The sequence below is a fragment of the Faecalibacterium prausnitzii genome (assembly GCF_049532945.1).
Lineage (GTDB): Bacteria > Bacillota > Clostridia > Oscillospirales > Ruminococcaceae > Faecalibacterium > Faecalibacterium prausnitzii_N.
The window spans coordinates 2,843,181-2,861,468 of sequence record NZ_CP186691.1 but is presented as its reverse complement, the minus strand read 5'-3'; the positions used below and the strand labels follow the sequence as shown (position 1 = coordinate 2,861,468).

Annotated in this window: 15 protein-coding genes, 1 tRNA gene and 1 pseudogene; 12 read left to right on the top strand and 5 right to left on the bottom strand. The window is 60.0% G+C overall.

Annotated features, from left to right (window positions below; all coding sequences use genetic code 11):
• Nucleotides 1–14 precede the first annotated feature (14 nt).
• The 9 genes from ACNQFG_RS14470 to ACNQFG_RS14430 all read left to right on the top strand — a co-directional run bounded on the left by ACNQFG_RS14470 (nucleotide 15) and on the right by ACNQFG_RS14430 (nucleotide 11,194).
• Nucleotides 15–1,328, top strand: coding sequence for a GHKL domain-containing protein (locus ACNQFG_RS14470; protein WP_423405361.1), 1,314 nt, complete (start codon nucleotides 15–17; stop codon nucleotides 1,326–1,328).
• A 42-nt stretch (nucleotides 1,329–1,370) separates the two neighbouring features.
• A complete protein-coding gene (locus ACNQFG_RS14465; RefSeq protein ID WP_423405360.1) occupies nucleotides 1,371–3,416 on the top strand; it encodes a hypothetical protein in 2,046 nt (681 codons plus the stop codon).
• A gap of 147 nt (nucleotides 3,417–3,563) precedes the next feature.
• Nucleotides 3,564–5,036 carry a sensor histidine kinase gene (locus tag ACNQFG_RS14460; RefSeq protein ID WP_423405359.1) on the top strand — a complete coding sequence of 491 codons (1,473 nt, stop codon included), beginning with the start codon at nucleotides 3,564–3,566 and terminating at the stop codon, nucleotides 5,034–5,036.
• Complete coding sequence (locus tag ACNQFG_RS14455; RefSeq protein ID WP_423405358.1) at nucleotides 5,033–5,821, top strand: response regulator transcription factor; 789 nt, start codon at nucleotides 5,033–5,035, stop codon at nucleotides 5,819–5,821. The genes ACNQFG_RS14460 and ACNQFG_RS14455 overlap by 4 nt, the downstream gene beginning before the upstream one ends.
• 273 nt (nucleotides 5,822–6,094) lie before the next feature.
• Nucleotides 6,095–7,120: a TRAP transporter substrate-binding protein gene (locus ACNQFG_RS14450; RefSeq protein WP_423405357.1), complete on the top strand. Its 1,026-nt coding sequence runs from the start codon at nucleotides 6,095–6,097 to the stop codon at nucleotides 7,118–7,120.
• 11 nt (nucleotides 7,121–7,131) lie between these two features.
• Nucleotides 7,132–7,686: a TRAP transporter small permease gene (locus ACNQFG_RS14445; RefSeq protein WP_005939311.1), complete on the top strand. Its 555-nt coding sequence runs from the start codon at nucleotides 7,132–7,134 to the stop codon at nucleotides 7,684–7,686.
• 3 nt (nucleotides 7,687–7,689) lie between these two features.
• Nucleotides 7,690–8,991, top strand: a complete 1,302-nt coding sequence (locus tag ACNQFG_RS14440) for a TRAP transporter large permease (RefSeq protein WP_423405356.1) — start codon at nucleotides 7,690–7,692, stop codon at nucleotides 8,989–8,991.
• A gap of 141 nt (nucleotides 8,992–9,132) precedes the next feature.
• Nucleotides 9,133–10,119, top strand: a complete 987-nt coding sequence (locus ACNQFG_RS14435; RefSeq protein ID WP_423405355.1) for a TRAP transporter substrate-binding protein — start codon at nucleotides 9,133–9,135, stop codon at nucleotides 10,117–10,119.
• A gap of 178 nt (nucleotides 10,120–10,297) precedes the next feature.
• On the top strand, nucleotides 10,298–11,194 hold the full coding sequence (locus ACNQFG_RS14430; RefSeq protein ID WP_423405354.1) for a hypothetical protein: 897 nt from the start codon (nucleotides 10,298–10,300) through the stop codon (nucleotides 11,192–11,194).
• Between the two features lie 79 nt (nucleotides 11,195–11,273).
• On the opposite strand, the gene ACNQFG_RS14425 is transcribed toward ACNQFG_RS14430, so the two are convergent.
• On the bottom strand, nucleotides 11,274–11,930 hold the full coding sequence (locus ACNQFG_RS14425) for a Crp/Fnr family transcriptional regulator (protein WP_423405353.1): 657 nt from the start codon (nucleotides 11,928–11,930) through the stop codon (nucleotides 11,274–11,276).
• Nucleotides 11,931–12,016: 86 nt separating this feature from the next.
• On the opposite strand from ACNQFG_RS14425, the gene ACNQFG_RS14420 reads away from it, so the two are divergent.
• Nucleotides 12,017–12,727, top strand: coding sequence for an ATP-binding protein (locus ACNQFG_RS14420; RefSeq protein WP_423405352.1), 711 nt, complete (start codon nucleotides 12,017–12,019; stop codon nucleotides 12,725–12,727).
• 47 nt (nucleotides 12,728–12,774) lie between these two features.
• Here the strand turns inward: ACNQFG_RS14420 and ACNQFG_RS14415 are convergent, their stop codons facing one another.
• The 3 genes from ACNQFG_RS14415 to ACNQFG_RS14405 form a co-directional block, all read right to left on the bottom strand.
• Nucleotides 12,775–13,611 (bottom strand): hypothetical protein, encoded by an 837-nt coding sequence (locus tag ACNQFG_RS14415; RefSeq protein ID WP_423405351.1) that lies wholly within the window; start codon nucleotides 13,609–13,611, stop codon nucleotides 12,775–12,777.
• 13 nt (nucleotides 13,612–13,624) lie between these two features.
• Entirely contained in the window at nucleotides 13,625–14,308 is a 684-nt protein-coding gene (locus tag ACNQFG_RS14410) for a gamma-glutamyl-gamma-aminobutyrate hydrolase family protein (RefSeq protein ID WP_423405350.1), read from the bottom strand.
• 187 nt (nucleotides 14,309–14,495) lie between these two features.
• Nucleotides 14,496–14,587, bottom strand: a tRNA-Ser gene (locus tag ACNQFG_RS14405).
• 260 nt (nucleotides 14,588–14,847) lie between these two features.
• Between ACNQFG_RS14405 and ACNQFG_RS14400 the strand changes: the two are divergent.
• Nucleotides 14,848–15,862: pseudogene (locus ACNQFG_RS14400) on the top strand (alpha-hydroxy-acid oxidizing protein).
• Between the two features lie 116 nt (nucleotides 15,863–15,978).
• Here ACNQFG_RS14400 and ACNQFG_RS14395 read toward each other — a convergent pair.
• Nucleotides 15,979–16,929, bottom strand: coding sequence for an RluA family pseudouridine synthase (locus ACNQFG_RS14395; RefSeq protein WP_423405349.1), 951 nt, complete (start codon nucleotides 16,927–16,929; stop codon nucleotides 15,979–15,981).
• 157 nt (nucleotides 16,930–17,086) lie between these two features.
• Between ACNQFG_RS14395 and ACNQFG_RS14390 the strand changes: the two genes are divergently transcribed.
• A complete protein-coding gene (locus tag ACNQFG_RS14390) occupies nucleotides 17,087–17,818 on the top strand; it encodes a hypothetical protein (RefSeq protein ID WP_423405348.1) in 732 nt (243 codons plus the stop codon).
• The last annotated feature ends 470 nt before the right edge of the window (nucleotides 17,819–18,288 follow it).

Below are 18,288 nucleotides of genomic sequence, written 5' to 3'. Positions count from 1 at the left end.
AGGAGAAAAACGCCGTGGATGCTGTGTTGTTCGGACGCTACTTTCTCGAATTTGCATTGTTGTATCCGGGGGCCTATCTCTGCCTGGCCCCGCTGCAGGACCACCTGAAGGACCCCAAAACGACCTGCTGGATCGCGGGCGGTGCCCTCACGGCACTGTGCCTTGGGTGTGCAGCGCTGTGCACGATCTTTGAACTGCCCAGCAACGTTTTCCTGCTCCCCATCCTCATCGTCTCGTTCCGGCTGCTGCGATGGCGGACGGAGGGAGTGACCGTCGGCCAGACGGCCTTCCTGTTCTCGATCTCCGCTGTCATGCTGGCGGTCTGTTCGCTGATGGCCGTGGTGCTGAACGCCCGCGCCGAGACCGGCAACCAGCAGGAGGCCAATCTGGTCTCCACAGCGCTGCTGGCACTGGGGCTCTCGGCGGTGCTGAGTGTCCTCTTCCATTTCACAGCCGTCCGGTGGAGCGCATGGCTCTTGCAGGAGTACCACGGCGAAGCCTTCTGGGAGTCGGCATGGCCGCTGCCGGCCATCTATGCGGCCTTCCTCATCTTCTGCGTCCCGCTGGACCCGTCGGTCGTCCTGCTCAACCGGATCATGATCATCGCGGTGCTGGCAGTGAGCATCTCGCTGCTGGGCATCTTTCTGCTGCTGTACGAGATGTACCGCGTGGCAAAGGAGTATGCCCGCAGCTCCCAGCTGGACCGCGAAAACCAGCTGTTGGCCGTGGAGTCCCGCCGCTATATGGAGCTGCGCAGCTATCTGGAACAGACCCGCCACCTGCGGCACGATTTCCGCCAGCACCTGCATGTGATCTCCGGCCTGACCGAGGCCGGGCGGCTGGATGAACTGAAAAGCTACCTGAGCCAGTACGAGAGCAAACTCAGCGATGCCAGACCCACCTTGTGCGTCAACGCTGCGGTGGATGCGCTTGCCGGCCACTACGACTACGAGGCCCGGCAGAAGGGGGTGCCCATCGAATGGAAGCTGGAACTGCCCAAGCTCCTGCCCCTGCCGGAGGCCGACCTGTGCACCATTCTTGGCAACCTGCTGGAAAATGCGCTCCATGCCAGCCAGAAGCTGCCGCCGGAAGAACGGCAGATCAAGGTGCTGGCCCGGATGCTCAGCCCGGCCATGATGGGCCTGATGGTGGAGAACCGCTATGACGGCGTGCTGAAAAAGCAGGGCGGCGTTCTGCACTCTACCAAGCACGAGGGGATCGGCATCGGGCTGGTCTCCATCGAGACCGCCGTCCGCAAGTACAATGGCGATTTGACCGTAGAAACGAAGAACAACGTCTTCCGAGCCAATGTGCTCCTGAATTTATAACGAATCGACAACGCATCAATGGAAAATTGGAGGATCAACACGATGAAAATGACACGACGTAGCTTTCTCAGCGCATCTGCATTCACCCTGCTGGCCTGCGGCCTTGCACCTGCCGCCCATGCGGAGGAGACCAACAGCCTGTTGACCGGACTGCTGGGCAGCAAGGCGGAGACCGCCCTTCCGCCCAAGCCTCTGACCGCCAAGGTCGTGGATGCCAACCCCTTTATGGGCTTCAGCGAGTCCAACATCCACCACGACTGCTACAACACCGACTCCACAGATGCCGTTCTGCCCATCGGCATCTGCCCGGAAGTCAATGTGGCGATGGAAAAGGTCAACCCCAATGCCTCTCCGGCCATCTTCTTTGACAATTTCGACAACCCCATCAGCCCGTTCCTGGGCGGTCTCGCCATCCGGGACCTGGATGCGGAAGAGGTGACCACGCGGGGCTTCTTCTCGCCCACCAAGCACGACGGCGGCGGGTATGTCATCCAGAGCTCCTATTCGTTCGTGGACGGGCGGAACCTCATCGTCTGCCCCACCAGCCACAACCACGTCCTGATGCTCCGTGCCGCCGATGAGAACGGCACCCCGCTGCCGGTGTTCGAAAAGGTGCTGGACATCGATATCAAGGCCGCAGCCGAAAAGGTGCTGGGCAGAACGCTGGACCAGAAGCTCCTTTCCGTTGTCTTTGACTACGAGGGCAACCTCTGGTTCGTGACGGGCGGTTTCCGCATCTACCCCAGTCGGGGCCAGCAGGGCGCGATGGGCTATGTCTCCCATGCCGCCATCGAGGCCATCCTGGCGGGAGGCACGGCCGACCTCGACCACGAAGTCCACGTCTATGCGCCCATCGCCGGGGAAGGTGCCGAAAACGGCATCGCCGCCTGCAAGGAGGGTGCAGTCATCCTGACGAACCTGGCCTGCTACCTGCTGCGGGCCAACAATGGTGTGGAGGTCGTCTGGCACACCGGCTACAACAGCGTGGGTGCCAAGGACAGCCATGAGGGCGACGCCACCACCGGCGGCGGTCTGGCCTGGGGCAGCGGCTGCTCGCCCTCCCTCAGCCGGGACCTGGTCTTCTTCACCGACAATCTGGACACCGTGAGCCTGCTGGCGCTGGATATCCACACCGGTACCATCGTGGCCAGCCTGCCCGTCATCGACGAGCTGCCCGCCAATATGCCGGTCTCGGTGGAAAACTCCGCCATCGTCTACGACCACGGCATCGGCACCATCAGCACCATCGTCTGCAACTGGTTCGGCGCCGGCAGCCCGAACCTCGCCAAACCCGACAACGATTCCTCCATCCAGAGCTACGAGAACATCTACGATCGCAACTGGCTGATGAAGGGCAACAGCATGATCATGCCCGGCATCGAGCGGGTGGATACCATCCGGACCGACGACGGCTGGACCATGAAGAGCGTCTGGTGCCGCGACGACCTCAGCGACACCTCCATGATGAAGCTCTCCACGGCTACCGGTTATATTTACGGCTTCGTGCAGGATGTGGACAGCGGCATGTGGCAGTACATCGTGCTGGATTTTGAGACGGGAAAGACCGCCCTCACCGTGGACGTCGCGTCGCTGTACGGCTACAACAACATGGCCATCGGCATGTATGCCGGGCGGGACGGCAACAAGCTGTACTGCCCCACCGGCTACAAGGAGCTGCTCCGTCTGCAGGACCGCTTCGTCTACCTGCCGGAGATGCCCTACCGCAAGGTGGACCTGGATAAGACCCGCCGCACCGTCGTTTCGGCGGCAGAATTTGCCGCAGCAGGCGGGCAGGGCACCCCGGCGACCTGGCTGCACACCGTCACCTTCGACAACCTCCACCCCCAGACCATTGCCGCCATCCGGGTCAACGGCCTGACCGGCAAGGCCTCCGACTACAAGCTCTACGCCAAGGGCACCGACGGGCAGTATCACGCCTTTACGGGCAGCTGGTCGCTGGAAAATGCCTCCGGCCGTCTCCGCGCGCAGAAGGTGTACGAGATCCGCTTCGCCCTGCAGGACGGCGGCGACTTTGACCTGAGCACGGACGCAAAAGAAGTGACCGCAGCCATCCTGCTGGCCCGTTGACCCCCTGAAAACTGTCCTTCTCTCTTCTCTTTTGAAAACCGCCGTCTGCTTTTGGATTCGTTTGAGCAGACGGCGGTTCTTTTTGGTTGCACTTTGGCGGCAGAGTCGGTATACTAAAGAAAAACAGGGGAAAGGCAGGGGAGAACGATGCACACAGAGCCGCATGGCATCTCGCTGCGCACCAAGGTCGCGGGCTGGCTGGCCGCGCTGTTCCTGGCAGCCGTGGTGGGCGTGGGGGCGGCCACAGCGGTGGGGCAGTGGACTCTGAACTCTTTCGACGCGCTGCTGGAAGACAACGCGGCCTGCTACACCGTGCAGGACGCCATCAAGGCCGAGGCCAGAGCCTTTGAACGCTACGTCCGGGAACCCTCGCAGGAGAACGCGCAGGATTACACGGCAGCCTGCGCGGCTGCGGAGCAGAGCCTGGACGCGCTGCCCTTCGACTGCGGCGTCATCGGGGAGGAACGCTACGCCCGTACCTGGAACCTGAAGCAGGGCTATGCGGGCTATCAGCAGCAGCGGGATGCCTTTTGGCAGCTTCCGGAGACCGCGCCGGACTATGTCGACGCGATGTACGAGGTGATGGGCGCGCAGGACTACCTTGCCGAGTATGCGCTACGTCTGACACAGGCCACGCTGGAACAGCAGAACCTCATTTATAAAGAACGCGCGCTCTTTCTGAAACGGCTGCCCTGGCTCTACGCCGGGCTGCTGGCGGCGTCGGTGGTGCTGATGGCCGTTGTCATCCGGCTGCTGCGCTCCACCGTGGTGGCCCCGCTGCTGCGGCTGGCGCAGGCTTCCCGCAGCATTGCACAGAACGATTTTTCGGGCGAAGACCTGCCCGTCCGGACCAGCGACGAGGTGGGGCGGCTGACGGGAACCTTCAACCAGATGAAGCACGCCATGGCCGACTATCTTGCGGCCCAGACCGCCCTCCACCGGGAAGAGGTGCGGAACCTTGCACTGGAAAAGGATCTGGAGCACACCCGGCTGGAGGTGCTCAAAAGTCAGGTGAATCCGCATTTTCTGTTCAACACCCTGAACATGATCTCCTGCATGGCGCGGCTGGAGGATGCTTCCACCACCGACCAGATGATCGTGCATCTGGGCAGTTTGTTCCGGCACAACCTGCGCACCAAGCGTCAGCAGATCACGCTGGAGGAGGAACTGGACGGGCTGGAGGATTACATTTATTTGCAGCAGATGCGGTTCGATGGACGCATCACTGTGGAAAAGAAGATCGAGGTGGACCCGTCGGCGGTGCGGCTGCCCTCTTTCACCTTGCAGCCCATCATTGAAAACGCCTTTGGCCACGGGCTGAAGGCCTGTGAGGAGGGCGGGCGCATCCTGCTGCGGGTCTGGCAGGAGGGAAACCGCCTGCTGGTCACAGTGGCCGACAATGGCAAAGGCATGACGGAAGCGGAGCTTGCCGCCCTGCAGGAAAAGATCCGGCAGAGCGAGCAGACCGGCAGGAGCATCGGTCTTGGGAATATTTCCCGGCGGATCGCGATGCTCTACCCGGACGGTGCGATGAAGATCAACAGCCGGGCCGGGCATGGAACGGTCATCCGGTTCGAGATCCCGCAAACGACCCAGGAGCAGAAGGAGGAACACGCATGAAGTGCAAGGTGCTGGTGGCAGAAGATGAACTCATTGAGCGGAAGGTCCTGTGCAAGACGCTGCAAAAATATCTGGGAGACCTTATCCTGCTGTTTGAGGCCCGGAACGGCCGCGAGGCCATGGAACTGTTCGAGCAGGAGGCCCCGCAGCTGGTCATCCTGGACATCGAGATGCCGGGCCTGACCGGGCTGGAAGTGGCCCGCAGGATCCGGGAGACAGATAAGAACTGCGGCATCCTGTTTCTCACCGGCTATGATAAATTTGCCTATGCCCGGCAGGCCATTTCGGTCCGCGCGCTGGACTATCTGCTCAAGCCTTACAACGAGCAGGAACTGGTATTCGCGGTGGAGGATGCCATCCGGCAGGTGTCGTCTCCGGTGGCCCATATGGCCCGGCCAAGGGCAGAGGTCCCCACACTGAAAGAAGAGGTGGACGATGTGCGCACGGCCGTCATCCGGTCTGAGATGTATGCGTTCATCGAAAACCACTACCGGGAGGATATCTCCATGCAGGATGCCGCCGCTGCGCTGCGCTACTCGGACGCCTACTTCTGCAAGTTGTTCAAGCAGTGCTTTAAGGTAAACTTCTCCACCTACCTCAACGAGTTCCGGGTGCAGAAGGCCCGGCAGCTGATGACCGACAGCCGGTTGAACCTGAAGGATATCAGCGCCGCCTGCGGCTACAGCGACGCCAACTATTTTACAAGGGTGTTCAAGCGCCTGACCGGCCAGACCCCTTCGGAATACCGTCTGGCGGCCGCCGAACAGGCGGTAAAAGGGGAGTGAATTCTTCCGCCTTCCCTGTGCGCTGCCCTGCCCTGCCTCCCTCGTTGAGGGGGGCTTTTTTGCTGTCCCCCCAGCGCAGACAAAACGCCATGAAAAAAGAGGAAGTTGTCCAGTTTCTTTCGTCTGAGAGAGAAGAAAATTGTACTTGGATACAACAAAGACAAAATCGTACTGCGTTTCACAAAATAATCCGGTTTCGCAAAAATGAACGAGTTGTTAGAATTATTTTGCAAAGAGAAAAGGAAAACCGAACGAAAAGGGAGGATTCGATCCATGAAGAGAAGAACGTTTCTGTCGCTGATGGGCGCAGCGGCAATGTCCGGCGGCCTGATGCTGACGGGCTGCAGCGGCGGCGAGCAGGATGACCGCAAGATCGTGCGCATCGGCCATGTGCAGTCCCAGACCCACCCGGATCATCTTGGACTGGAAGCCTTTGCCAACTACATCAACGAGAAGCTGGGCGATAAGTACCGCGTGGAGGTGTACCCCAGCGAGTTGCTGGGCTCCCAGACCGAAATGGTGCAGCTGACCCAGACCGGTGCCATCGACTTTGTAGTGGCATCCACTGCCATCATGGAGACCTTCAGCGCCAAATACCAAATCTTCAACCTGCCTTACCTGTTCTCCAGCGTAGAAGCCTACCACGAGGCGATGGACGACCCCGAGGTGACGGACCCCATTTTCAAGACCACTTCCAAGGCCGGTCTGGAAACGGTGGCATGGCTGGATGCCGGCACCCGCAACTTCTACACCATCAAGACCCCCATCAACCAGCCCTCCGACCTGAAGGGTCTGAAGATCCGCGTACAGCAGTCGCCCACCAACGTGGAAATGATGCGTCTGCTGGGCGGCACCGCTACGCCCATGGGCTTCGGCGATGTGTACACCGCCTTGCAGGCCGGTATTCTGGACGGTGCCGAGAACAACGAGCTGGCTCTGACCGATAACGGTCACGGCGATATCTGCAAGTATTACTCCTACGATATGCACCAGATGGTGCCGGACCTGCTGGTTGCAAACTACGCTTTCCTGAACGAACTCAGCGACGAGGAGCGCGCGATCTTTGAAGAGGGTTTCCAGATCGTGAAGCGCACCGAGCAGGATGCTTGGGAGGATGCTGTGGCTGAGGCGAAAGATAAGGCCGAGAATGAGCAGCACGTCAACTTTATTTACCCGGACACTGCACCGTTTCAGGAGGCTATGGCCCCCCTGCACGATTCCGTGCTGGCAGCAAACCCGGAATTGCAGCCCATTTATGACCTGATCCAGCAGCACAACGCTGCCCACACTGCGGACTGAGGAGGAGCATCATGGAAAAACTGAGAAATACCCTGAACAAGGTGCTCAACCTGCTGGCAGGTCTGAGCATGACGGTCATGGTGGTGCTGACCACCTATCAGGTCATCGTACGTTATATCTTCAACTCTCCCTCCACATGGTCGGAAGAGCTGGTGGGTTATCTGTTCGGCTGGAGCACCATGCTGGGGGCCACCATCGTCTCTGGCGAGCGCGGCCACATGAACATTCCCGTGCTGGTGGACCGGTTCAACCCCACCATGCGCAAGGCGTTCCACATCTTTGCTGAGGTCATCGCCTTCATCTTCTCTGCGACCATTCTGGTGTTCGGCGGTTTTCAGGTGTCCCAGCTGGCTATGGGACAGCAGACCTCCTCGCTGGGCGTTGCCGTGGGCGTGTTCTACTGGGTCATGCCCATCTGCGGCGTGATCATTCTGGTGTATTCCGTGCTGAACATTATCGGCATCGCCAACGGCTCCATCTGTCTGGATACCCCGGAAGATGCAGACTTTGCAAAGGTGGAAGCCGAAATGGCTGCCGATGCCGACAAGGAAAATAAGGAGGACTAAGCTGTGGCAATTCAAGCGTTACTCGTAATTCTGGCAGTGCTGCTGGTGCTGCTGTTCCTCGGCGTGCCCATCTCGTACGCCATTGCAGTCTCTTCCCTGACTGCCATCCTTTCTTCCATTGACCTGAACGTTGCCGTGCTGACCGCTGCCCAGCGCACCTTTGTGGGCATGAGCAAGTTCAGTCTGACTGCCATCCCGTTCTTTATTCTGGCCGGCAACATCATGAATCAGGGCGGCATCGCCAAACGTCTGGTGGATTTCGTCATGGCCATTCTGGGCAAGATGCCCGGCGCACTGCTGGTGACCAACATCGGCACCAACGCTCTGTTCGGCGCCATCTCCGGCTCTGCTTCCGCTGCGGCGGCTGCTGTTGGCTCCATGATCCGCGACGGTGCCGAGGAGCAGGGCTACGACCCCGCCGTGACCGCTGCCACCAATGCCGCTTCCTCCTGCTCCGGTTTGCTGATCCCGCCGTCCAACGCCCTGATTACCTACTCTCTGGCATCCGGCGGCACCTCTGTGGCTGCGCTGTTCATGGCCGGTTACATTCCCGGCATCATCTGGGCGCTGTGTTGCTGCGTGGTGGGCGTGCTGCTGGCGGTCAAGCTGGGCTATAAAGGCACCCCCGGTAAGTTTGACTGGAAAAATCTCGGCATCTGCACCCTGCGCGCTCTGCCTTCCCTGTCCCTGATCATCGTGGTCATCGGCGGCATCATCGGCGGTGTGTTCTCTGCCACCGAAGGCTCTGCCATTGCCGTTGCCTATGCTCTGATCCTTGCTTTCTGCTACCGCTCCATCAACCTGAAGAGCCTGTGGAAGATCATCGTGGACTCTGCCAAGATGTCCGGCATGGTGGTGTTCCTTGTGGGTGTTTCCAACATTCTGGGCTGGGTCATGGCCTTTTTGCAGATCCCGGATGCGGTTGCAGCAGCCCTGCTGAGCCTGACCAGCAACAAGTACATCATCCTGCTCATCATGAACGTGATCCTGCTGGTGTCCGGCACCTTTATGGATGTGACCCCGGCCATCCTCATCTTCACCCCGCTGTTCCTGCCCATCTGCCAGAGCTTTGGCATGAGCACCATCCAGTTCGGTCTGATCCTCGTGTATAACCTGTGCATCGGCAACATCACCCCGCCTGTGGGCAACGCCCTGTTCGTGGGCATCAAGGTGGGCCGCACCTCGCTTTCCAAGGTCATGCCGTACATGCTTATGTACTATGTGGCCATCATCGGCGGCCTGCTGCTGGTCACCTACTTCCCGGCCGTGTCCATGGCTCTGCCGCAGCTGACCGGTCTGGCGTAAACGCGCATTTCACTCATCTCATTTCATATCTTCTCCGAATGGAGAAAGGCGGCACCCATCTGCAATTCGGGTGCCGCCTTTCTCTTTGCTCTTGCATCGGCAGGCCGGGCTGTATTATACTAAAGACCGAGGTGATAGGAGATGGAGCGACGCGCATTTCTGGCCCTCTGTCTGGCAGGGCTGCTGGCAGGCTGCGGCGCAGAGAAGACGGAACCGGTCACGCCGGAGTTTGTGCTGACCTATGCAGACAATCAGCCGGCCGGATACCCCACCACCCAGGGAGCGGAGCGCTTTGCGCAGCTCGTGCAGGAGCGCACCGGCGGCAGGGTGGTTATCCAGGTGCACAGCGATGCCGAATACGGCACGGAACAGGAGATCTGGGAGCAGCTCGCACTGGGCGGGGTGGATTTTGCCCGCCTCTCGCTGGCCATTGCGGCAGACGACCTGCCCAAGCTGAATGTGCTGCTGCTGCCGTATCTCTACCGGGATGCCGACCACATGTGGCGCGTGCTGGATGGGGCACTGGGCGAGGAATTTTTGCAGGAGTTCACCCGGCGGGAGCTTGTGGGCCTGAGCTGGTACGACGCGGGTGCCCGCTCGTTTTATGCGAAGCAGCCCATCCGCAGCCTGAACGACCTGGCCGGAACGACCGTCCGTGTGCAGGACAGCCAGATCGTCCTGGATATGATGAAGCTGCTGGGGTCACAGCCGGTGACTTTTGCTTACAGCGATGTCTATTCGGCCTTCCAGACCGGGAAGATCGACGCAGCCGAGAATAACTGGCCCGCATACTACCGGATGGACCATTACAAGGTCGCTCCGTATTATACCGTGGATGAGCACAGCCGCGTACCGGAGGTGCAGCTGGCTTCCGGCCGCACCTGGGCCCAGCTGCCGGAGGAATATCAGACCATCCTCCGGCAGTGCGCCAGAGAGTCCGCTCAGTATGAGCGCCAGCTCTGGACCGAGGAAGAGGCCCGCGCCCGCCAAAGTGTGCTGGCCGCCGGCTGCCGGGAGATCACCCTCTCAGAGGAGGAACTGGAAGCATTCCGCACACTGGTCCAGCCGCTCTATGCCCGGTACTGCGGCGAAGAGCTGGAGCTGGTGGAAGCCATTCAGCAGGCCTGACGCAAACGGGAGCGTTCCGCGTTCGGCCGCCGCCGGACGCCGGGCAGACCGGCCCAAAACGAAAATCAAACAGAAATTTCACGATTTAGGGGTTGTGTTCAGGGGTGTGAAATGGTATGCTTGAGAGACTCTGCAGCCTCCTGCGGGAATTCCAGAGGAAGGGAGCGTCTGATAGAAGATGCAGAAGAACACAAAACAACTGATCGCAGCCCTTGCGCTGCTTCTCGTTGCAGCGGTGCCGCTCGGACTGCACATCGCAAACGCAGACCCCACCGACGAGGTTACAGCCAGCGCTGCGGCCAGCAGCTCGGAAGCGCAGGCGGAAGTGCCGGTGTCCAGTGCGGCCAGTGCCGCAGCCTCAGCCAGTGTGCCGGAGCCGCAGCCGGAAGAGGAGCCGGACGCATCCTCGGAGGAAGCGGACAGCAGCGTAGAGAGCGGGGACGCAAGTGCGTTCACGTCCGAAGCAGCCGTTTCGTCGGCGGCTTCGAGCCACGCCGCTTCTTCGAAGCCCACAGCGCATTCGGCGGCTTCGTCGGCGGCTTCGAGCTACGCCGCTTCTTCGAAGTCCGCAGCGCATTCGGCGGCTTCGTCCCATGCGGCGTCGTCTCATGCAGCGTCGTCTTCGACATCGGCCTCGGCCTCGTCTAGCAGCTCGCATACAACGGAGACCACGGATGCAAAGATCAATGCGTATGTGTGGCAGCTCCGGAGCCTGCAAAAACGCAGCAGCAAAAAACTGTATCAGACCGCAAGCAGTGCGTATAGTGAATATATGGAACACCCCGTAGAAGAACGGAATCTGGCGTTGAAGGTCTCTATCGTGCTGGGGAAGACGATGGAATTGACCAAACTGCAGAGCGAATGCGACAAGGAGTTCCAGGAGATCGTCACGGAGCTGCGCCAATACCTGCGGGAAAATGGCTACGACCAGAGCATTGCAGATGCTGCGGAAAAAGAGTACAAAGAAGAAAAAGATGCGATGATCAAAGAGCTGACGAACGTGACCTACAGTCAGGTGACCGGCAAAGGCGAAGGTGCCAAGTGGCTTCAGGAACACGCGGACATGGGCCAGTAAGACCGAACATCATACAAACGCGCAGAGCGTGCTTCCCGAAGCGGGGGAAGCGGCTCTGCGCGTTTTCTGTACCTGGCACTCACAGCAGCTCCGGTAGCTGCCGAAGCACGAAGTGGTTCTTGCGGAAGGTGAGCAGCCCTTCGTCCCGCATTTTGCACAGCTCTTTGGAGAGGGCGCTGCGGTCCAGATTGAGGTAGTCGGCCATCTGCTGGCGGTTGAAGGGGAGGTCGAACTCCATGCCGCCCGCCTGAACGGCCTGACCGGACAGGTAGGTCAGTAGCCGCCCCCGCACGGTCTTGGGGGCGGTGCAGAGGATGCGGCGGGAGAGGGCAAGGTTCTTTTTCATGGAGACACGGAGCAGATTCCGCAGCAGGCGGTCCTGCCAGCTGTGTTCGGCGTGGGGGCGGGAAAGGGCAGACGTGTCCAGAAACAGCACCTCGCAGTCTGCCGCCGCGAGGACGTCTACCATCAGCGGCTCTCCGCAGAACGCATAGGTCTCGGCAAAGGCCTGCCCCTCGCCCACCTCGCTGAGGATGCTCTTGCTGCCCCAGAGGTCGATGCTTTCGATGTGGACGGCACCCCGCAGCACGATGCCGATCTCATGCACGGTGTCGCCGGTGCAGAAGATGGTCTGGCGGCGGGCAAAGGCTTTCCGCCGCAGGCAGCGGCTGCGTTCCATCTGGTCGATGTCGGCCTCGGTCAGGCCCTGAAACAGAAAAATCGAGTGATAATCCATAAAAATCCCTCTTTGTGGTTACAACAACCGAATCTTTGCTGTCATTATAGTATACTGTGCACAGAAAAAGCAAGGAGGATTCCCTTATGATTCGGAAAATCATTCATATAGACGAAGAAAAATGCAACGGCTGCGGTGCCTGCGTCACCGCCTGCCACGAGGGTGCCATCGGCCTTGTGAACGGCAAGGCCAAGCTGATGCGGGACGACTACTGCGACGGCTTTGGCGACTGCCTGCCCGGATGCCCCACCGGTGCCATCACCTTTACCGAGCGCGAAGCCGCCGCTTATGACGAGCAGGCTGTGCTGGAAAACAAGCAGAAAAAGGCCGCTGCCGCTGCTGCCCCGGCACACTCCGGCTGCCCCGGCCACCAGATGCACCAGTTCGACCGCAAACCGGCCCCGGCCTCTGCGGCAGGTGCCGCGATGCCCTCCCAGCTGGCACAGTGGCCTTGCCAGATCAAGCTGGTGCCGGTGAACGCGCCCTACTTTGACGGTGCCAAGCTGCTGATCGCCGCCGACTGCACCGCCTATGCCTATGCGAACATCCATCAGGAGTTCATGCAGGGCAGGATCACCCTCATCGGCTGCCCGAAGCTGGATGCTGTGGATTACAGCGAAAAGCTGACGGCCATCCTCTCCCAGAACGACATCCGGAGCGTGACGGTGCTGCGCATGGAGGTGCCCTGCTGCGGCGGGCTGGAGCACGCTGCCATCACTGCTCTGAAGAACAGCGGAAAGTTCATCCCGTGGAATGTAGTCACCTTCTCCACCGATGGCCGCATCCTGGACCGATAAAAAGAAAGCAAGAGCTGCTGCACGGCGGGTGCAGCAGCTCTTGCTGTTTAAGAGGCTGCTTTCTGAAGCACTTCTGCAAATTTCTCCAGTGCCTGACGGAGCTGGACGAAGTTGTCCACATCGGCGTCGCTCATCCGGGAGGTGGGGGCCACCACGGCAGTCTCAGCGGCGGTGACGGTGCCGCTGAGCGAGATGCGCACTTCGTGTTCAGGAATGGTCAGCAGGATGTGGAGCGGCGTCGTGCCGGAGAACAATTCCTTCAGCGGCAGACCGACGATGCAGGTGAGGTCGGTCTCCCCGGCGGGCAGCTGGTAGTAGGTGTAGCCGTCCAGCGCCCCGGCGGGTGTGACCTTTTGCAGGGCTCCAAGCCCCAGCGTCAGGTTCGTCATGTCCTGCATCTCCACGGCGGAAAGCTCCACGCCCAGCAGGGAAGCCAGCTGGGTCTGGGAGATGTAGCTGCCCATGGACCAGTTGGGCAGCACCAGCCCGGCCAGAGGGGCCGCAGCCACAATCTCTCCGCGCAGGTAGGTGTAGAGCTGCCCGGCGTCGTACAGCGTCTCGTTCGCGTCGATGTACACCCGCGTGAAGGCGGAACGGTTCTTCTGGGAGGTCAGCGTGAACTGAAATCTGCCGGGCGCATACTGGCCGGAGACAGTGCCCTGCGTGGCCCCGACCTGTTCCAGCACCCCGTACAGCGCAGGCGTCCGGGAGGCTGTGGAGGTAACGGTGTAGCGGAAATCGAAGTCCGCCCCGGCCTGAATGGCCTTGACCTTGCGAGACAGCAGACCGTACACCGTGCCGCCTGCCGCCAGGCAGAGCGCCAGCAGGCAGAGAATCACCACGAGGGCGGCACGGCCCCGCTTGTTGCTTTTGGGAGCAGTCATGGAAAAACCTCCTTTATTTCGAGCAGGCGTTCACGAACGCATCGAACAGGCTCTGCATGGCGGGGTCTGCATCGCTGAGCCACTCCGGGTGCCACTGGACGCCGAGGCAGAACCTTGCGTCCGGCTTTTCGATGGCCTCCACGATGCCGTCCTCGCTCAGCGCGGCGAGGGTGAAGCCGGGGGCGACCCGGTCCACGGCCTGATGGTGCTGGCTGTTGACGAGCACGGTGTCCTGCCACAAAATGCGGGAAAGCAGGGTGCCCCGGCGGACGGTGACGGTGTGGACTTTGGCCCAGTGGTCGTTGTGCGGCAGATGTTCGAAGGGCTTGATGTCCTGATACAGGTCGCCGCCCAGCACGGCATTCATGACCTGGATGCCCCGGCAGATGCCCAGCACTGGTTTGTCTGCGGCCAGAAAGGCGCGCAGCAGCAGCGGCTCGGCTGCATCGCGGAGAAGATTCGGCTCGCCGCAGGCGGGGATGCGCGCCTGCCCGTAGAACTTCGGGTCCATGTCGCCGCCGCCGGGCAGCAGCAGGCCGTCGCAGGTCAGGGCGTCCTGCATCGCCTGTTCGGGGTCGCTCAGCTCGACCCAGCGCATCCCGGCTCCGGCGCGGGCCAGACTTTCAATGTATTTGGATTGTGCCACGGTCGGCTCCGGGTCGGTGCTCATCCGCGGCATGGCGATCACAACACGCATATTCAACTGCCTCATTGTTTGCAGCCGCTGCCCGCGAACACGGAGTCCGGCTGCCTTTGTAAAAAGCGGGGAATTGCCCGGTCTGCCAGGGACTCTCCCTTTGGGAGAACTGTCTGCGAAGCGGACGAAGAGGGCAGGCCCGCTGACCGATAAAACAAAAACCCGGAACCATCGGTTCCGGGCATTTTGGCGGAAAGATGGGGATTCGAACCCCAGAACGCTTTTGACACGTTACACGATTTCCAGTCGTGCGCCTTAGACCAACTCAGCCATCTTTCCATATTCGGTTCTGCGTTTTGGGCCGTGGCCCTCAGCGCTCCACTATAATACCTGAAAGAAGCACTTTTGTCAAGGATTTTTTTGAAAAAATTTCAGAAAATCAAAAAATGACACAGGCTCGAAGAAGAAATTCTGAAGGAAATGCCGCTGCCCGATAAATCCTCTTGACGCAAGCCCCAAACGGGACTATGATGAGGGCAGAGAGTGCGCGGAATGGGAAATTCCGCGGGGATTGGAATGTAAATAGGAGGACGATCACAATGAATTATTCAGACGTTTTGAGCAATGCTCGGCAGAACATCGGCAAGTATTGCAAGGCCTGCCCGGTGTGCAACGGCGTGGCCTGCAAAAACCAGATCCCCGGCCCCGGTGCCAAGGGCGTGGGCGATACGGCCATCCGCAATTATAATAAGTGGGCCGAGATCCGCGTGAACATGGACACCCTGTGCGAGGGAGGCACCCCGGACACCCATATTGAGCTGTTTGGCAAGAGCTTCCCCGTTCTTTGCAGGCCCGGTGGGTGCTGTGAACCTGCACTACTCCGAAGCCTATACCGATATGACCTATAATGATGTGCTGGTGCGCGCCTGTGCAGAGAACGGCATCGCTGCCTTTACCGGCGACGGCACCAACCCCACCGTTATGGAGATGGCCACCAAGGCCATTGGCGCAGCAAACGGCTGCGGCGTGCCCACCATCAAGCCCTGGAACATTGATACCATTAAGGAAAAGATGGCCGAGGCCAAGGCCAGCGGCTGCTTTGCCGTGGCCATGGATGTGGACGCAGCCGGTCTGCCCTTCCTGAAGAACATGACTCCGCCCGCAGGCAGCAAGAGCGTGGCAGAGCTGAAGGAGATCGTTGCACTGGCAGGCCGTCCCTTTATCGTCAAGGGCGTTATGACCGTTAAGGGCGCACGGAAGGCAAAGGAAGCCGGCGCGGCTGCTATCGTGGTGTCCAACCACGGCGGCCGCGTGCTGGATCAGTGCCCGGCCACTGCCGAGGTGCTGCCGGAGATCGCAGCAGCCCTCAAGGGCACCGGCGTGAAGATCCTGGTGGACGGCGGCATCCGCACCGGTGTGGATGTGTTCAAAGCACTGGCACTGGGAGCAGACGGCGTGCTGATTTGCCGCCCGTTCGTCACGGCTGTGTATGGCGGCGGCGAGGAAGGCGTGAAGTGCTACATCGACAAGATCGCCGGGGAACTGGCTGATACGATGCAGATGTGCGGGGCACACTCCATCAGCGAGATCACCCGCGAGATGGTGCGCATCTAAAGGGAGAGAAGTAGACAAACCCCTGAAAAATCGGGAGATTCCCGCCTGCGGCGTGAAGATCTCGTTCCGATTTTTCAGGGGTTTGTTGATTTGCGGCGCTGCCGCAGATTCGCGTATTATTTCAGCGTCCCATCCAGCACCTGCTGGTAGTACCACGGTTTCGGGGCACGGAAGACTTTACCGGAAAGGTCGGCGAAGTCGGGCTGGGTGAAGCGGGGGAGGGCAAGCTCCCATGCGCACAGGGCCTGATACTTGAGCTTCAGCTCGCGGTTGGCGGTGTTGTTGCCGTATTTGCTGTCGCCCAGAATGGGACAGCCGATGCTGGCCATGTGTGCGCGGATCTGATGGGTGCGGCCGGTGATCAGCTGCACCTTCAGCAGGGCCAGACGGCCAGAGACGGCGATGGTCTCGTACCGGGTCTCCACTTCCTTGGCACCAGGCTGCTTTTCTTCCACGATCTTCACGATGCCGCGGTCCGCGTCCTTGAGCAGATAGCCGCCCAGAGTGGCATCCGGCGGCATCGGACGGCCGAAGGTGACGCAGAGGTAGGTCTTTTTCACTTCGCGGTTCTTGATGGCTGCAAGGAACAGCTCTTCGGCCTCCGGGGTCTTGGCAACGATGACAAGGCCGCTGGTGCCGGTGTCCAGCCGGTGGCACAGCGCCGGGGTGTACAGGTCGTTCTCCTTGTACTCGCCCTGCTGGTTCAGGTAGAGCAGGGTGCGGTTCAGCAGCGTGTCGTCCTCCGGGCCATCCACGGCAAGACCGGCGGGCTTGTTCACAATGACGATCTGCGGGCAGTCGTAGACCACCTGTGCCGGGCCGCGGGCGTTCTTCCACGCCGGGCCGTCCACACGGCGGTCCGCATCCAGAACTTCATCCAGAATGAACAGCTTGATCTCATCACCGGCCATCACGCGGGTGGAAAGGGGCTGCTTTTTGCCGTTCAGCTTGATCTTGTTCTCCCGCAGGGCCTTGTTCAGGCGGCCCGGGTTCAGTGCCGGGTACTGCTGCATCAGGTAATTGTCCAGCCGGGTAGGGGCAAGACACTTTACTTTTAAAATTTTCACGGGAAATTCCTCTCTATCTTGAAATAGAATGCGTCTTTGAATCGTTTTTATTGTAGCGGAACCGGGCCGTTCCGTCAAGCGAGCGGAACGGAAAAATTCCGGGTTGCTTTTTTGTGAAAAGCGTGTATCATCGGATGCACAGAAAGAAGGGGTTCGTATGAGATTCTATTATAAAGTATGGATGCTTGCTGCGGCTCTGGCTGTCGGCGTAGGGCTGGCAGGCTGCGGGGCGTCCGCTTCTACGGCCAGCAGCCCGGCGGCTTCGAACAGTGCTGTGCCCGCTTCGTCCCGTGTGCAGGAAGAAGGCGTTGTGGAACCTGTCGGCAGTTTTACCATAGAAGACGTGACGAAAACACCGGACACGATCACATTCGTTTCGGCGGATATTGCTTCTGAGGTCAAGGACGGAACCGTCACAGCCCGAATCTACAGCTATGATGCCTACGAGAAAGCTGACATCGATGCGCTGAAAGTAGGCGATAAAATTCGGCTCCACGTAGAATATATGACGGGAAATCAGTATGCCGAAGTGGAAGTGACCAGCATCGAGAAGAACGATCAGTATCATACTGTAACGATCAACGGTGGAATCGAACAGGAGGGTGGTCTGGACCTGATTTTAATGGATGGTTCGGAGTATTACCGTACCATAACATTTGATGACTATCCGGTTTACTATGAAGTCGGTGAAACAGAACTGAGTCTGGCAGAGGATGTAGTGCTGAAGGACAGTTCTGCCGACCCGCAGGCCGAAGCCGTGGAGACTACGGGTGCGGATGCGGTGGCAGCAGCGATCAATGCAGACCCCGATAACTGGACGGTGTACAATACGACCCTTGTAGTACAGGAGGGCAAAATCGTGGAAGTGCACCGCATCTGGGTGCCGTAAGGGAACGCGAAGCCCGGCATGCTCCGGGTTGCGTACAGCCTGCCCGACCTGCCAAGGGCTCTCCCTTTGGGAGAGCTGGCGCGAAAGCGCCTGAGAGGGGCTTGACAAATGCCGCAACCATGCTATAATCTGAATTGAGCGCAAAGGGGAGATTTGCCCGTTTGTGTGGAAAAACAGATTATGACAGATGGCAATGATGGGGTCAGAAAAACAGACGATGCCGCCCAGAGAGAACGCCCGCTTCGGGCTGCAAGGCGTTCCGGCAGAGGGTTTTTCAAGCCGCCCCGGAGCTTCCGGCGACACAAGTCGGACGCAGCGCAGCGTTAACGCGCCGAAAGCGGCAGGGGGCAGAGTCTCCTGCAATTTGGGTGGTACCACGGAGCTTTCACACAGCCTTCGTCCCTTTGTTGGGGCGGAGGCTGTTTTTGTTTTCGCCTGTCATAAAAATACTGCGTCCGGAGGAGGACGCC

What these genes read in the sequence shown, in the direction of transcription:
- ACNQFG_RS14465 (WP_423405360.1), top strand. Translation starts at nt 1,371, where the DNA reads ATGAAAATGACACGACGTAGCTTTCTCAGCGCATCTGCATTCACCCTG.
- ACNQFG_RS14460 (WP_423405359.1), top strand. Translation starts at nt 3,564, where the DNA reads ATGCACACAGAGCCGCATGGCATCTCGCTGCGCACCAAGGTCGCGGGC.
- ACNQFG_RS14455 (WP_423405358.1), top strand. Translation starts at nt 5,033, where the DNA reads ATGAAGTGCAAGGTGCTGGTGGCAGAAGATGAACTCATTGAGCGGAAG.
- ACNQFG_RS14450 (WP_423405357.1), top strand. Translation starts at nt 6,095, where the DNA reads ATGAAGAGAAGAACGTTTCTGTCGCTGATGGGCGCAGCGGCAATGTCC.
- ACNQFG_RS14445 (WP_005939311.1), top strand. Translation starts at nt 7,132, where the DNA reads ATGGAAAAACTGAGAAATACCCTGAACAAGGTGCTCAACCTGCTGGCA.
- ACNQFG_RS14435 (WP_423405355.1), top strand. Translation starts at nt 9,133, where the DNA reads ATGGAGCGACGCGCATTTCTGGCCCTCTGTCTGGCAGGGCTGCTGGCA.
- ACNQFG_RS14430 (WP_423405354.1), top strand. Translation starts at nt 10,298, where the DNA reads ATGCAGAAGAACACAAAACAACTGATCGCAGCCCTTGCGCTGCTTCTC.
- ACNQFG_RS14425 (WP_423405353.1), bottom strand. Translation starts at nt 11,930, where the DNA reads ATGGATTATCACTCGATTTTTCTGTTTCAGGGCCTGACCGAGGCCGAC.
- ACNQFG_RS14420 (WP_423405352.1), top strand. Translation starts at nt 12,017, where the DNA reads ATGATTCGGAAAATCATTCATATAGACGAAGAAAAATGCAACGGCTGC.
- ACNQFG_RS14415 (WP_423405351.1), bottom strand. Translation starts at nt 13,611, where the DNA reads ATGACTGCTCCCAAAAGCAACAAGCGGGGCCGTGCCGCCCTCGTGGTG.
- ACNQFG_RS14410 (WP_423405350.1), bottom strand. Translation starts at nt 14,308, where the DNA reads ATGCGTGTTGTGATCGCCATGCCGCGGATGAGCACCGACCCGGAGCCG.
- ACNQFG_RS14390 (WP_423405348.1), top strand. Translation starts at nt 17,087, where the DNA reads ATGAGATTCTATTATAAAGTATGGATGCTTGCTGCGGCTCTGGCTGTC.